This is a genomic window from Actinomyces sp. zg296, assembly GCF_009829695.1.
Classification (GTDB): Bacteria; Actinomycetota; Actinomycetes; order Actinomycetales; family Actinomycetaceae; genus Actinomyces; species Actinomyces marmotae.
Map to the genome: position 1 here is coordinate 1 of NZ_VWPG01000010.1, position 14,361 is coordinate 14,361.

11 protein-coding genes are annotated in these 14,361 nt (G+C 71.9%); 8 read left to right on the top strand and 3 right to left on the bottom strand.

The window, feature by feature from the left end; genetic code table 11:
• Positions 1 to 1,037, top strand: a 1,037-nt coding sequence (sucB, locus tag GVV76_RS08330) for a 2-oxoglutarate dehydrogenase, E2 component, dihydrolipoamide succinyltransferase (protein ID WP_236263336.1), incomplete at its 5' end; no start/stop codon positions are given.
• Positions 1,038 to 1,133: 96 nt separating this feature from the next.
• On the opposite strand, the gene GVV76_RS08335 is transcribed toward sucB, so the two are convergent.
• Positions 1,134 to 2,612, bottom strand: coding sequence for a serine/threonine-protein kinase (locus tag GVV76_RS08335; RefSeq protein ID WP_159626360.1), 1,479 nt, complete (start codon positions 2,610 to 2,612; stop codon positions 1,134 to 1,136).
• 189 nt (positions 2,613 to 2,801) lie between these two features.
• Between GVV76_RS08335 and lipB the strand changes: the two genes are divergently transcribed.
• The 7 genes from lipB to GVV76_RS08370 all read left to right on the top strand — a co-directional run bounded on the left by lipB (position 2,802) and on the right by GVV76_RS08370 (position 9,930).
• On the top strand, positions 2,802 to 3,500 hold the full coding sequence (gene lipB, locus GVV76_RS08340) for a lipoyl(octanoyl) transferase LipB (RefSeq protein ID WP_159626434.1): 699 nt from the start codon (positions 2,802 to 2,804) through the stop codon (positions 3,498 to 3,500).
• A 105-nt stretch (positions 3,501 to 3,605) separates the two neighbouring features.
• Entirely contained in the window at positions 3,606 to 4,673 is a 1,068-nt protein-coding gene (gene lipA, locus GVV76_RS08345; protein ID WP_175994040.1) for a lipoyl synthase, read from the top strand.
• Positions 4,674 to 4,772: 99 nt separating this feature from the next.
• Positions 4,773 to 5,495, top strand: coding sequence for a DUF4191 domain-containing protein (locus GVV76_RS08350; RefSeq protein ID WP_159523220.1), 723 nt, complete (start codon positions 4,773 to 4,775; stop codon positions 5,493 to 5,495).
• A gap of 161 nt (positions 5,496 to 5,656) precedes the next feature.
• Positions 5,657 to 7,081, top strand: a complete 1,425-nt coding sequence (glnA, locus tag GVV76_RS08355; RefSeq protein ID WP_159523221.1) for a type I glutamate--ammonia ligase — start codon at positions 5,657 to 5,659, stop codon at positions 7,079 to 7,081.
• A 121-nt stretch (positions 7,082 to 7,202) separates the two neighbouring features.
• Positions 7,203 to 8,132, top strand: coding sequence for an ABC transporter substrate-binding protein (locus GVV76_RS08360; protein ID WP_159523222.1), 930 nt, complete (start codon positions 7,203 to 7,205; stop codon positions 8,130 to 8,132).
• 5 nt (positions 8,133 to 8,137) lie between these two features.
• The gene (locus tag GVV76_RS08365; protein WP_159523223.1) at positions 8,138 to 9,121 is read left to right on the top strand and encodes an amino acid ABC transporter permease; all 984 of its coding nucleotides are present in this window, start codon (positions 8,138 to 8,140) and stop codon (positions 9,119 to 9,121) included.
• On the top strand, positions 9,118 to 9,930 hold the full coding sequence (locus GVV76_RS08370) for an amino acid ABC transporter ATP-binding protein (RefSeq protein WP_159523224.1): 813 nt from the start codon (positions 9,118 to 9,120) through the stop codon (positions 9,928 to 9,930). Before GVV76_RS08365 ends, GVV76_RS08370 begins: the two co-directional genes overlap by 4 nt.
• A gap of 181 nt (positions 9,931 to 10,111) precedes the next feature.
• On the opposite strand, the gene GVV76_RS08375 is transcribed toward GVV76_RS08370, so the two are convergent.
• Both GVV76_RS08375 and GVV76_RS08380 read right to left on the bottom strand, forming a co-directional pair.
• Positions 10,112 to 10,798, bottom strand: coding sequence for a histidine phosphatase family protein (locus GVV76_RS08375; RefSeq protein ID WP_159626362.1), 687 nt, complete (start codon positions 10,796 to 10,798; stop codon positions 10,112 to 10,114).
• A gap of 70 nt (positions 10,799 to 10,868) precedes the next feature.
• Complete coding sequence (locus tag GVV76_RS08380; RefSeq protein ID WP_159626364.1) at positions 10,869 to 14,327, bottom strand: bifunctional [glutamine synthetase] adenylyltransferase/[glutamine synthetase]-adenylyl-L-tyrosine phosphorylase; 3,459 nt, start codon at positions 14,325 to 14,327, stop codon at positions 10,869 to 10,871.
• Positions 14,328 to 14,361: the final 34 nt, after the last annotated feature.

The window sequence follows — 14,361 nt, forward strand, 5'->3', positions numbered from 1 at the left end:
AGGTCGGCACCGTCCTGGCCATCATCGGAGAGCCCTCCGAGGCCGGCTCCACCCCCGCCCCCGAGGCTCCCGCCGCCCCCGCCGCGGCGGGCTACGTCACCCCGATCGTGCGCAAGCTCGCGCGCGACAAGGGCGTCGACCTGACCCAGGTGACCGGCACCGGCGTGGGGGGCCGCATCCGCAAGGAGGATGTGCTCGCCGCTGCCAAGGCTGCGGAGGAGGCCGCGGCCAAGGCTGCCGCCGCCCAGGCGGCTCCCGCCGCCGCGCCCGCGCCCGCCGCCGCCGCGGCGCCGTCGGCCAAGCCCGCCGTGGACACCGCGCTGCGCGGCAAGACCGAGAAGATGAGCCGCCTGCGCCAGGTCATCTCCGAGCGCATGATCGACTCGCTGCAGACCTCCGCCCAGCTGACCACGGTCGTCGAGGTGGATGTCACCCGCGTCGCCGCGCTGCGCGCCAAGGCGAAGGACGCGTTCCTGGCCGCCAACGGCACGAAGCTCACTTTCCTGCCCTTCTTCGTGCAGGCCGCCACCGAGGCCCTCAAGGCCCACCCGAAGGTGAACGCCTCCATCAACGGCAAGGAGGTCACCTACCACGATGTCGAGCACGTCGGCATCGCCGTGGACACCCCGCGCGGCCTGCTCGTGCCCGTGGTCAAGAACGCCGGGGACCTCAACATCCCGGGCCTGGCCAAGCGCATCAACGATCTGGCCGCCCGCACCCGTGACAACAAGGTGAACCCGGACGAGCTCTCCGGCTCCACCTTCACCATCACCAACACCGGCTCCGGTGGCGCCCTGTTCGACACCCCGATCATCAACCAGCCCGAGGTCGCCATCCTCGGCCTGGGCGCGATCGTCAAGCAGCCGCGCGTCATCAAGGACGCTGACGGTAACGAGGTCATCGCGATCCGCTCCGTGTGCTACCTGGCCCTGTCCTACGACCACCGCCTGGTGGACGGGGCCGACGCCGCGCGCTACCTCATGACCGTCAAGAAGCGCCTTGAGGACGGCGACTTCGCTGGCGAGCTCGGCCTGTGAGGCCCTAAGACCGCTTTGACCGCCTCTTCGGTGGGGGCGGGCCCGCATCACCGCGCGGGCCCGCCCCCGCCGTCGTTTAGGTGCGATCCCGCCGGGTCACCCGGCCTCCAGGACCTCGGCGACGCGCCACGGACCGGGCACGAGGACGAGCACCACCTCGCGCGCGCCCGGGGCGGGCGCCTCATGCGCGCCGTCGTCTCCCGTCCAGGTGGTGGGCCCCTGACTCAGGGACACCCGGGCGCACCTGGCCCCCTCCCACTGCCGGTCCGGGCAGGAGGCGCCCACCATCTCGCTCACGCCGGTCACCGAGGTCGTCAGTCCCGCCACCCGCTCGCCGCCATCCCGGAGGGAGGCCAGCAGCTCACTGTCGGCGCGCGCGGCGGGCGAGCCCTCGACGGAGGTCAGGGCGAGCGCCGCTTCATCGCCGGAGACCAGGGCGGAGTCCCGCGCCGCGACCAGACCGGTGACGACTGCCTCCAGCGACTCATCCCCCGCGCTCACGGGCGCGACCCCCGGGCCGGCGGAGGGGGCCGGGGCGCCGGCGTCATCGCCCCTGCCCGCCCAGGCCATGACCCCAGCGACCCCCAGCGCGAGAACGGCCCCTCCGGCGGCCAGGGCCGTGGCTTTCCGGCCCAGAGAAAGGCGACCGCCCCCGCCGGAGCCAAGGGACCTCCGCGACGGAACCACCCGAGTGGGGGTGCGCGCCGCTGAGCGCAGCGCTCCCGAGGCCAGACGGGCGCCCTCGGGCAGGTCGATCGCCTCGGGCCATCCGAGTTGCGGGGCGCGGGCGGCCAGGTCCCGCGCGGTAGGCCGCGCCCTCGCGTCCTCCCGGAGGGCGTCGGCGAGCAGCGACGCGGCCTCCCCCCGCGAGGAGGGATCGGCCCCCTGGCACTCCAGGACGAGGGCGGCCAGGGAGTACACATCGGACGACGGCGTCGCGGCCCCTCCCGCGAGCCGCTCCGGCGCGGCGGTCCCCTGCGTGCCCATCTCCATGATCCCGCCGAGCAGGTCGATGAGCACGGGAGCCCCCGAGGAGGCGATCATGACATTCGCCGCCGACACATCCCCATGGACCAGCCCCTCGTCATGGAGGGCGGCCAGGGCCGAGCCCACTCCGTCGAGGAGCGCGGCGCTCTCCCCCCTGCCCAGGCGGCCCCGCGATCCGAGGACGACGGCGAGGTCGGCGCCATCGATGAGATCGGTGACGACGGCCAGTCGCCCTCCGGCCAGTGGCACGAGGGAGCGGATCCTCGCGATGCCGCTGTGCCGCAGGTCCCTCAGGGCCGCCAGGCGGCGCATGGCGCGCGCGCCCCGCTCCGGCGGCTCGATGACCCGCACGACGACGTCACGCCCCTCGCCGTCCACGCCCCGGATCGGGCAGCCGTCGGCCCGCCCGTTCCTCCCCAGCGCTTCACCGAGGGCGATCCCCTTGTTGGCCAGGGCGCTCGACTCGGCGTCTGTAATCCCTCCCGGGCCCCGCGAGGGCTCGCCGTCCTCGCTCTGGGCCCGTCGCCACCGAGCCAGCGGTGCCGCGCGGCGCCACGCCGGCGCGGCCTTGGGTGATGAAGTCCTCATGGTCCCATGGTCAGCGGCTGCGGGGGCTGACGGAAGTACCCTGGAGAATCTGTGGATAACTCATCGGATGTTTGCGCCGGCGGACTCACCGACAACTCCCGGCGCCTGGCCCGCGCGCCGCCTCCGCCGGTGCCGGTGGCCTACTGTGGGCCCGTGCAGCGCATGACAGCCGGCGCCCCGGCGCTCCCCATGGACCGCCTGGACATCGATCTGGGCGACCGCCTCGTCCCCTATGGCGAGGGGGCGCGCCTCCAGGACGAGGTCCACGCCTCCGTCGCCTCCGGGGAGCGGCGCTCGACGATCATCGCCCTGGAGCACGAGCCGGTGTACACGGTGGGGCGCCGCACGCATTCCTGGGAGCGCCCAAGCGGGGACGTCGCGGGCCCGGATCGAGTGCCCGTGGTCGACGTCGACCGCGGGGGCAAGGTGACCTGGCACGGGCCGGGGCAGCTGACCGTCTACCCGATCGTGCGCCTGGCTGAGCCCATCGACGTCATCAAGTACGTGCGCGCGCTGGAGGCCGCGGTGATGGAAGTCTGCGCGGAGCTCGGGATCCCCACGAAGCGCGTCGAGGGGCGCTCGGGCGTGTGGGCACCGGGCCGCCCCGACGACCCCCGGGGGCCCTTCTTCCGGGCGGACCGGAAGATCTGCGCTCTCGGCGTGCGCGTGGCGAGAGGCGTCACGAAGCACGGGATCGGGCTCAACGTCAGCCCGGATCTCGACGCCTTCGCCCTGGACCGGATCATCCCCTGCGGGATCGAGGACGCCGGGGTCACCTCCATCGCCGCCGAGCTCGGCGGGCAGCCCGGCGCACTCGCGGCGGAAGCGCTCGCCGACGGCGTCATCGCCGCCCTCGAGGCCCATCTCGCCCCACTGCGGGCGGATTGAGCGCGGAGGCGCTGGCTGGAGAATCACATAGGACCTCAATCCCATGATGTCGCACGGGGCCATAAACTATGGGGGCTCGCGCGAACGCACTCAGAAGGAGAGCATGTGGCTGACCCGATCGCCCCCAGGGCCTCACTCAGGACACAGGCGGCCGTCGCCCCCGAGGGGCGCAGGCTGCTGCGCGTCGAGGCCCGCAACGCCGAGACGCCCATCGAGTCCAAGCCCTCGTGGCTGCGCACCAAGGCCGTCGTCTCCGAGACCTATCAGGACGTGCGCGGCCTGGTGCGCGAGAAGAACCTGCACACCGTGTGCGCCGAGGCGAACTGCCCCAACATCTACGAGTGCTGGAACGACCGCGAGGCTACCTTCCTCGTGGGCGGGGAGATCTGCACCCGGCGCTGCGACTTCTGCGACATCGCCACGGGCCGCCCCACGGAGTACGACGTCGATGAGCCCCGGCGCGTGGCGGTCTCCATTAAGGAGATGGAGCTGCGCTACGCCACGGTCACCGGGGTCGCCCGCGATGACCGCCCCGACGGCGGTGCCTGGCTCTACGCCGAGACCTGCCGCCAGATCCACGAGCTCTCCCCCGGCACCGGCGTCGAGCTGCTCATCCCCGACTTCAAGGGGGACCCGGGCGCCCTCGCCGAGGTCTACTCCTCGCGCCCGGAGGTCCTAGGCCACAACGTGGAGACGGTCCCGCGCATCCACAAGCGCATCCGCCCCGCCTTCTCCTACGAGCGCAGCCTGGACGTCATCCGCTCCGCCTCCGAGGCCGGCCTGGTGACCAAGTCGAACCTCATCCTCGGTATGGGCGAGACCCGCGAGGAGATCGAGGAGGCGATGGCGACGCTCGTCGAGGCGCGCTGCGACATCCTGACGATCACGCAGTACCTGCGCCCCTCCAAGCTCCACCACCCCATCGACCGCTGGGTCAAGCCCCAGGAGTTCATCGAGTTGTCCTCCCTGGCCGAGGAGATGGGCTTCGCCGCCGTCATGAGCGGGCCGATGGTGCGCTCCTCCTACCGCGCCGGGATGCTGTGGGGCAGGGCCGTGGTCAAGCGCGGCTGGGAGGTGCCCGAGCACCTGCGCGCCCTCACCGAGCCGACGACCGCGCGCCAGGAGGCCAGCGCGCTCCTCGCTCCCTCCCCCGCCCTGGCCGCCGCCTCCTGAGCCAGCGCAGGGCGGGCGCCGGGCCCCGGAGCCGCTGGACACGGCCGATGATCGACTGACCACCGGGCCGCGCCTGCGGCGTCGTCTATCCTGTTCACCGTGAGCACAGCCCGAAGCCCCCAGCCCAAGAAGAAGCGCCGCCTGGCCGCCTACGCCCAGAACCTCAAGGACGCCTACACCATCTCGCGGCGCACCTACCCGTGGATCGGTTGGGCGCTGATCGGCACCACCACCGCCTCGATCCTCCTGGCGATCGCGATCGCCCTGGGCACCGGTATGGCGGTCTGGTACTGGGTGATCCTGGGGATCATGCTCGCCTTCCTCCTCGACATGATCCTGCTGTCGTGGACGGTGCGCCGGGCCTCCTACTCCCAGATCGAGGGCGTCCCCGGCGCGGCCAAGGCCGTGCTCGATCAGGTCGGCAAGGGCTGGTACCTGGAGGAGCAGCCGGCCGCCGTCAACCCCAAGACCCAGGACGTCATCTGGCGCCTGGTGGGCCGCCCCGGCGTCGTCCTCGTCGTGGAGGGCCCCACGGGCCGCACGCAGCGACTGGTGGCCGATGAGCGCAAGAAGATCAACCGCATCCTGTCCACGGTCCCCCTCCACGTCATCAACGTCGGCACCGATGAGGGCCAGGTCCGCCTCGGGGAGCTGTCGGCCGCGCTGCGCAAGCTGCCCACGAAGCCGACCCGCCTGACGGACTCCGAGATCTCCCAGGTCTCCAAGCGCCTGTCCTCCCTGGGGGCCAAGGGCCTGCCCATCCCCAAGGGCATCGACCCGTCCAAGGCCCGCCCGGACCGCCGGGCGCTGCGCGGCCACTGAGCCGGGCCCGGCCACGCCCCCCGGGGCGCTGACGGCGGACGACGGCGCCTCGGCCGAAACACCAGGGACACACGCGCGGCACCGCCGCGTCATCACCGCTCGACTAGGCTCATTACTTGCCGAACCCGTAGCCGAACCAACGATCGTCGAGGAGCGAGCGCATGTTCAAAGACGCCACCGAGGCACTGGAGTACATCGAGCGGGAGGGGGTCGAGCTCGTCGATGCGCGCTTCTGCGATCTCCCCGGCGTCATGCAGCACTTCACGATCCCGGCGGCGGCGTTCAAGTCCGACGCCCTGACCGACGGCCTCATGTTCGACGGCTCCTCGATCCGTGGGTTCACCGCCATCCACGAGTCGGATATGAAGCTCGTCCCCGATGTCACGACGGCGTTCCTCGATCCTTTCCGCGCCCGCAAGACCCTCATCATCAACTTCTCGATCGTCGATCCTTTCACCGACGAGGTCTTCTCACGCGATCCCCGCTCTATCGCCGCCAAGGCCGAGAACTACCTGCGCTCCACCGGCATCGCCGACACCTGCTTCATCGGCGCCGAGGCCGAGTTCTACCTCTTCGACTCCGTGCGCTTCGACTCCACTCCCCAGGGCGCCTTTTACGCCGTCGACTCCGACGAGGCCTCCTGGAACACCGGGCGCGAGGAGCCCGGCGGGAACCAGGGCTACAAGGTCGCCTTCCAGGGCGGCTACTTCCCGGTCTCCCCCACCGATCAGATGGCGGACCTGCGCGATGAGATGGTGCGGGTCTGCCAGGAGACGGGCCTGGACATCGAGCGCGCCCACCACGAGGTGGGCACCGGCGGCCAGCAGGAGATCAACTACCGCTTCGCCTCACTGCTGACCGCCGGCGATGACATGATGAAGTTCAAGTACGTCATCAAGAACGTCGCCTGGGGGGCGGGCAAGTCCGCCACCTTCATGCCCAAGCCGCTCTTCGGCGCGGCGGGATCGGGCATGCACTGCCACCACTCCCTGTGGAAGGACGGGCGCCCCCTGTTCTTCGACGAGCGCGGCTACGGCCAGCTCTCCGACATCGCCCGCTGGTACATCGGCGGCATCCTCGCCCACGCCCCGAGCCTGCTGGCGTTCACCAACCCGTCGGTCAACTCCTATCACCGGCTCGTCCCCGGTTTCGAGGCGCCCGTCAACCTGGTCTACTCGGCGCGCAACCGCTCGGCGTGCATCCGCATCCCCGTCACCGGCTCCTCACCGAAGGCCAAGCGCGTGGAGTACCGGGTCCCGGATCCGTCGGCGAACCCCTACCTGTGCTTCTCCGCCGTCCTCATGGCCGGCATCGACGGCATCCGCAACCGGATCGAGCCGCGCGAGCCCATCGACAAGGACCTCTACGAGCTCGCCCCCGAGGAGTACTTCGACATCGAGAAGCTGCCCTGCACGCTCGACGCCGCCCTGGAGGCCCTGGAGGCCGACCACGACTACCTCACCGAGGGCGATGTCTTCACCCCCGATCTCATCGAGACCTGGATCGACTACAAGCGGTCCAAGGAGATCGAGCCGCTGCGGGCCCGCCCGAACCCCTACGAGTTCGAGCTGTACTACGACATGTGAGGCAGGCGGGGGCGTGGGCGCCCGCCCCCGGCCGTGACACGCGCAATACCCATTCCATGCAATAGATATGCACCGGAGTGGATAGAGTGGGCCACGGTCATCTACCCCAAGGAGCCTTCCCATGCGCACCAACCCCACCCGGATCATCGCAGCCATCGCCGCGCTCGGCCTGGCCGCCGGCCTGTCGGCCTGCACGAACGCCAACGACCTCGCCACCGGGTCCGCCAAGGCCAAGACCCAGGGCTACGACGTGTCGAGCATCACCAAGCAGGACAACATCGCTGCCCTCCTTCCCGCCGGGGCGCTCGGCGCCGACGGCAGGCTCGACATCGGCGCTGCCACCGACTACGCCCCCGCCGAGTTCCTGGACGCTAACGGCAAGCCGATCGGATACGACGCCGATATCACCAAGGCCCTTGGGAAGGTCCTCGGCGTCGAGGCCACGATGCACTCCGCCTCCTTCGACTCGATCATCGCCAAGGTGGGCACCGAGTACGACGCGGGCATCTCCTCGTTCTCCATCACCAATGAGCGCATGCAGAACGTGGACATGATCCAGTACGTCCGGGTCGGCAGCCAGTTCAACGTGGCCAAGGGGAACCCCAAGGGCCTCGACGTCTCCGACCACCTCAACCTGTGCGGCAAGGTCGTGGGCGTTCAGACGGGCACCGCCCAGGCCGACGCCCTGGAGGCTGACAACCAGTCCTGCGCGGCCGCGGGCCAGAGCGCCATCGACATCCGCTCCTACGACAAGCAGGCCGAGGCGACCTCCGCGCTCGTCGGGAGCACCCTGGACGCCACCTACTCGGACTCCACCGTCGCCGGCTACGCCGTCGAGACCACGAACGGCGCCGTCCAGACCATCGGGGAGGTGGAGGACGCCGCGCCCCAGGGCGTGGTCCTGCAGAAGAACTCCCAGGCCTACGCCGCCATCCAGGCCGCGCTCCAGTACCTCATGGATGAGGGCATCCTCACTGACATCCTCAAGAGCTGGGGAGTCGAGGGCGCGGCCCTCTCGAACGCCACCCTCAACCCAGCCGTATCGGAGTGACTCATATGACGGCCGCAGAGAACAACGCCCTGAACAGTTCTGAGAGCGACGCCGTCGTCCTCAACCACCCGCGCCCGGTGCCCCGGCCGGGGACGTGGATCAGCGCCGCGATCGTCATGGTCCTCGGCGCGATGCTCGCGCACTCGCTGGTCACCAACGAAAGTTTCCACTGGGACCGCGTCTGGTTCTTCTTCCGGGAGGTCCACGTCATCCGCGCCGTCGGGTGGACGATCCTCCTGACCTTCCTGGCCATGCTCATCGGTATCACCCTGGCGGTGACGACGGCGATCATGCGCCAGTCCACCAACCCGGTGCTGCGCGGCGTCGCCATCGCCTACCTGTGGTTCTTCCGCGGCACTCCGATCTACACCCAGCTGGTGTTCTGGGGCGCGCTGTCCGCCCTCTACCAGCACCTGAGCCTGGGCGTCCCGTTCGGCCCCGAGCTGCTTAGCTTCCAGACGAACGCCGTGTTCACGCCCTTCGTGGCCGCGGTGCTGGGCCTGGGCATCAACGAGGGTGCGTACCTATCCGAGATCGTGCGCTCCGGGCTGGGCAGCGTGGACCCGGGCCAGGCCGAGGCCGCCGGCGCCCTGGGGATGAGCAAGGGCCAGATCCTGCGCCGGATCGTCCTGCCCCAGGCGATGCGGGTGATCGTGCCGCCCACGGGCAATGAGACGATCTCGATGCTCAAGACGACGTCTCTGGTCCTCGCGGTGCCATTCACCCTGGACCTGACCTTCGTGACCAACTCTTACGCCTCGCGCACCTACCAGACGATCCCGCTGCTCATCGTGGCGGCGCTGTGGTACATCATCATCACCTCGATCCTCATGGTGGGTCAGCACTACCTGGAGCGCTACTACGGGCGCGGCTTCGATTCCTCGCGTCCGGGTGCCGGTGGCAAGCGGCGCCGCCTGTCGGCGCGTCAGCAGGCCATCCTCGACGCCCACACCACCAAGGCCGATCCCTTCTTGGAGGTCACCCCGTGAGCCAGTCATCCCCCCAGCAGGCCGCCCCGGCGACGGAGCCCAAGGTCCGCGTCTCCGGTCTCCACAAGTTCTTCGACGAGCTCCACGTGCTGCGCGGCGTCGACTTGACCGTCCCGGCGGGCACCGTCACGGTGCTCGTGGGGCCTTCGGGCTCGGGCAAGTCCACACTGCTGCGCTGCATCAACGAGTTGGAGTCCATCGACGCCGGGCGCGTGTGGATCGACGGCGAGCTCATCGGCATGAGGGAGGCCCCCGGCCGCGACGGCAAGCCCGTGCTGCACGCCCTGTCAGACAAGCAGCGGGCGGCGCAGCGGGCCAAGATCGGCATGGTTTTCCAACGTTTCAACCTATTCCCCCATATGACGGCGATCCAGAACGTCATGGAGGCACCCGTCCACGTCAAGAAGACGCCCAAGGCTCAGGCCCGCGGGCGGGCCGCCGAGTTGCTTGAGCGCGTGGGCCTCGCCGAGCGGATGGATCACTACCCCTCGCAGCTCTCCGGCGGTCAGCAGCAGCGCGTGGCCATCGCCCGGGCGCTTGCCATGGATCCCGAGCTCATGCTCTTCGACGAGCCCACCTCCGCGCTCGACCCCGAGCTCGTCGGCGAGGTCCTAGCTGTCATGAAGGACCTGGCCCGGGACGGGATGACGATGGTGGTCGTCACACACGAGATGGGCTTCGCCCGCGAGGTCGGCGATCAACTCCTGTTCATGGACGGCGGCGTGGTCGTGGAGCGGGGAGCGCCCGCCGAGGTCCTCGACCGCCCCACCAACGAGCGCACCCGGGCATTCTTGTCCTCCGTGTTGTAGGGGCTCCCCCGGCACGGAGCACCCTTGGCTGCGGAAAACCGCCTCAGCCCGCAAATACCGTCTCGTCCCGGCGTTGCGCCCTCATTCTCGCAGTTTGAGGGCGCAACGCCGGGACGAGACGGTATGACGGGGACGAGGGCGCAACGACGGGTCCGTCATGGTGCTCGCCCCCGCCCTTGCGTCACGCGGAGCCGGCACCGCCCCTCCACGCACCGTCATTCCAGTCGAGGAGGCGCCAGCCGGCATCGGGGTCGCCCTCGGCCACCGTGATGCCGGTGTTGCGCAGCGGGTGCTCCGCGACCCACAGCGGATCGGCGCCACCTCCCGGTGCTGCGCGCAGTGCGGTCCACAGGCGCAGCACCGTGCCGTGGGAGACGAGCAGCGCCGCTCCCCCGCCCCGCTCGTCCTGCCCGCCCTCGGGGGCCGCATGGGCCGAGTGCTCCGCGATGGTGCGCACAGCGCCGTCGAAGCGCGCGATCGTGTCGAGACCGTCTTCCAGGGAACCCGGGATGCGCGCGCCCAGCCTGCCCGCCATCCACGCGCGCGTCGTGTCCGCGTAGCAGGCCACCGACCGGCCGTCCGTGGCCATCTCCAGATCACCCGCGAGGACTTCGCGCAGCCCAGGCAGGATCGTCGCCCGCAGCCCCGTGGCCCGCTCGACCGGTTCCATGGTCTGGCGCGCCCGCAGGATCGGGGAGACCCACAGTGAGGAGAGCCCCGCCAGGAGCCCGGCGTCCTCCAGTCTTCCCGGGATGGTGGCGGCCTGCTCGCGCCCGATCTCGTCGAGGGGCTGCCCGGGGAACCCCGTATCGAGGGCCTGCATGACATTGGCGATGGTGCGCCCGTGGCGCACGAGGATGAGTTTCACGGCCTTATCCTGCCAGCGCCGGCACTCGCGGAGAGCGCCCCCAGGCCGTCCCGGGCGCGCCCGGGGCCGCTCAGGACCACGGGTACGGCCCGGCATCGCGGCGCCGGGCGCGCCACCGCGGGGAGGTCGAGCGTGACGACGACGCCCTGCCGGGGGTGACGGCCTGACCCGCTCGACCGGCCTGCCCCGGCGGCGTCCCTCCCGCCGCGCCGGGGGCGGTGGGCCGCGCGCCCTCCGATCCCCGTCGGCTCCACTTGCCCTGCTGCTCCGGCTGATCCAGCAGCCCCGGTCCTCCTCCGGCCGAGCGCAGCACGCGCTCGACGACGGCGCGAGCGTGGCGGGCGCTGCGCCGGTAGAGGTCCTCCAGGTCCCGCTCGCTGCCGCTGGCGAGCCCCAGGAGCCTGCCGACCAGCCTGATGCCCCGCTCGTCGGAGGGCAGGATGTCCACCCTCGCGCCGGAGTCGCGGCCCACGCCGAGCACCGTGGCGGCCCGGATGCGGGTGGCCAGGATCCAGGCGCTCATGAGAACGCCGGCGTCATCGACCGGCAGCAACTCGGCCTCGGCGGCCGCCATGAGCGCCTCGAGGGTGGAGGTGGTGCGCAGGCCGCTCACCTCATGGGCGTGGGCGAGCTGGAGGACCTGCGCCACCCATTCGACGTCGGACAGCCCACCGGGGCCGAGCTTGAGGTGCCGGGCGGGGTCAGCGCCCCGCGGCAGCCGCTCGGCCTCCATGCGGGCCTTGAGCCTGCGGATCTGGCGCAGTTCCTCCTCCCCCAGGCCATCGGCGGACCATCGCAGGGGGGCGATGAGGGCCAGGAACTCCTCGCCCAGCGCCGTATCCCCCGCGCAGGCCCTCGCCCGCAGCAGCGCCTGGCGCTCCCACACCGCCGACCACGAGCCGTAGTACTCGGCGGCTGAGGCCAGCGACCGGCTGAGCGCGCCCTGGCGGCCCTCGGGCCTCAGGCCCGCGTCGATCGCGAGCGGGTGCGGGCCGGAGGCGAGCAGGCGCATCGTGGCGCGGGCCACCTCGTCTCCCTCGCGGGCGGCAGCGCGCTCGTCAACCCCGGTACGCGGGGCGTGGAGGAAGATGACGTCGGCGTCCGAGGCGTAGGTGGTCTCTTCTCCCCCGAGCCGCCCCATCGCGATGACGGAGTGCCGGGCTAGCGAGCCGGTCTGGCCGCCGGCCTCGTCCCGCTGTCCCCGCTGAGCGACGACGAGCCTGATCGCGGCCCGCAGGGCGCCTTCGATGACGGCGTCCGTGGTGTTGGTCAGGATGCGGGCGGTGCGGGCCGGGTTGACGCCGTCGAGGGAGTCGGCGAGGGCCGCCCGCAGCAGCTCGCGGGTACGCACGCCCAGGATCCTGCGCACGGCCTCGGCGCTGCGCGCCTCCGCCTGGGCGGGCGTGGCCCCCTCGAGGCCGCGGCGGGCGAGGATCCTGGTGATCTCCTCGCGCAGTTGCTCGCCGCTGCGCGGGGCGAGTTCGGCGTCATCGTCGAGCCAGGCGACGGCCTCCGGGCGCTCGGCGAGGCGGTCCGTGGTCCACCGGGCCCCAGAGACCACCTGGCAAAGGCGCTGGGCCGCCACGGGCGAGTCGCGAAGCAGCCCCAGGTACCAGTGGGAGGTGCCGATGTCGTCGGAGAGCCGGCGGAATCCGAGCAGCCCGTTGTCCGGGTCCGGGCCCTCGCCGATCCACCCGATGATCACCGGCAGGAGTTGGCGCTGGATGGCGGCGCGGCGGCTGATTCCCTCGGTGAGGGCCTGGATGTGCCGCAGGGCGCCGTCGGGGTCGAGGTATCCGACGGCGGCCAGCCGGTCCCGGGCGGCCTGCGGGCTGAGCCGCATCTCGTCAGCGGAGAGGGCCGCGGCAGCGCCCAGGAGGGGCCGGTAGTAGATCTCCTCGTGGAGGGCGCGCACCTGCCGGCGGCGGGTCCGGAAGGCGGTGCGGAGGCTGCCGGGATCGGGGATGCCGATCCCCCGGCCGATGCGGCGCAGATCGGCGTCGCGCTCGGGCAGATCGTGGGTGCGACGCAGGCGGTGGAGCTGGGCGCGGTGCTCCAGGAGGCGCAGCTCCCGGTAGCCCTCGTCAAGCGCGAGGGCGTCATCGCGGCCCACGTACCCGCCCACGGACAGCGCCGCCAGCGCGTCGAGCGTGGAGCGCACCCGCAGTTCGGCGTCGGCGCGCCCGTGGACGAGTTGGAGGAGCTGGACAGTGAACTCAACGTCCCGCAGGCCACCGGGGCCGAGCTTGATGCGCCTGTCCTCCCCCACCGGCTGGGACTCGCGCTCCACCCGGCGGCGCATGGCGCGGGCATCGTCGACGAAGTGGGGCCGCGAGCTCGCCGACCAGATGAAGGGGGCGATGGCCTCCTCGTAGGCGCGGCCGAGCACCGGGTCCCCCGCGGCGGCCCGCGCCTTGAGGAGCGCCTGGAACTCCCAGGAGGAGGCCCAGCGCTCGTAGTAGGCCACGTGCGAGGCGAGGGTGCGCACGAGAGCGCCGTCCTTCCCCTCGGGGCGCAGCCCTGTGTCCAGGGGCCACAAGGAGGGCTCGGTCCCGGAGGCGGAGGTGGCGCGGCGCAGGAGGCCAGCGATCTCGGTGCCCACGCGCACGAGTTCGGCCTCGTCGGGCTCCTCGGCGGTCCCGGCGACGGCGGCGGCGGGTCCGACGACATGGATGACATCGACGTCGGAGATGTAGTTGAGCTCGCGCCCGCCGGCCTTGCCCATGGCGATGACGGCGAAGGCGACCCTGCGCGCACCCGCCCCCACGCCCGCGCGGGCGATGAGGAGGGCGGCCTCCAGCGCGGCGTCGGCCAGGTCGGCCATCGCGGCCCCGACGACACCCACATGGGCGGCGGGGGCGGTTGAGACGAGGTCGTCGGCGGCGATCGCGAGCAGCCGGTCGTAGTACGCGCGGCGCATCGCGGCGGTGGCCGCCTCGATGGCCGCGGGGTCGGCGGGTCCGGCCGGGGCGGGGTGATCGGCCCCCGCGTGAGCGGCGAGGGCCTCGCGCGCGGCGTCGACGAGGAGGAGGGAGGCGTCGGGCTGGCCGGGCGCGTTCCAGGCGCGCTCAGGGCTCAGGGCGTCGAGGTGATCGGGGTGGGAGACGAGGAAATCGCCGAGCGCCTGGGACGCCCCGAGGACCGCGAGCAGCCGATCGGCGTGGGCCCGGGAGCCCCCACCCGCCCCTTCCCGGACGGGCTCGCCGACGACGGCGCGCAGGGCCGTGACGAGGCCGTTGGCGGCGGTCGGGTCGTCCTCCTGGGCCAGCGCCGCGGCCAGGCGCAGGAGCGAGAGCAGGGCCAGATCGGGGTCAGCGGTGTCGCCCAGGGCGTCGATGAGACGGTCCCTGGCCTCGGCGTCCTCCCCGCTCGCGCGGTTGAGGAGGTCCGCGATCGCCCGGTCCTCCAGGGCCCGCAGGGCGCGGTCGGGCTCGGCGAAGCCGGCGCCGAGGAGCCTGCGGCGCGGGCTGGGAGCCGGCACTCCCATGAGCGGGGTCATGCCGCCGGCGCGCCGGCTCTCGCTGGCCATCAGGTCATCCCTCCTGCGCCTCGCTCCCGGGCGA

Excerpts from the sequence above, each read along its gene's own strand:
- GVV76_RS08365 (WP_159523223.1), top strand. The coding sequence starts at position 8,138 with ATGACGGCCGCAGAGAACAACGCCCTGAACAGTTCTGAGAGCGACGCC.
- lipB (WP_159626434.1), top strand. The coding sequence starts at position 2,802 with ATGGACCGCCTGGACATCGATCTGGGCGACCGCCTCGTCCCCTATGGC.
- GVV76_RS08335 (WP_159626360.1), bottom strand. The coding sequence starts at position 2,612 with ATGAGGACTTCATCACCCAAGGCCGCGCCGGCGTGGCGCCGCGCGGCA.
- GVV76_RS08380 (WP_159626364.1), bottom strand. The coding sequence starts at position 14,327 with ATGGCCAGCGAGAGCCGGCGCGCCGGCGGCATGACCCCGCTCATGGGA.
- glnA (WP_159523221.1), top strand. The coding sequence starts at position 5,657 with ATGTTCAAAGACGCCACCGAGGCACTGGAGTACATCGAGCGGGAGGGG.
- GVV76_RS08360 (WP_159523222.1), top strand. The coding sequence starts at position 7,203 with ATGCGCACCAACCCCACCCGGATCATCGCAGCCATCGCCGCGCTCGGC.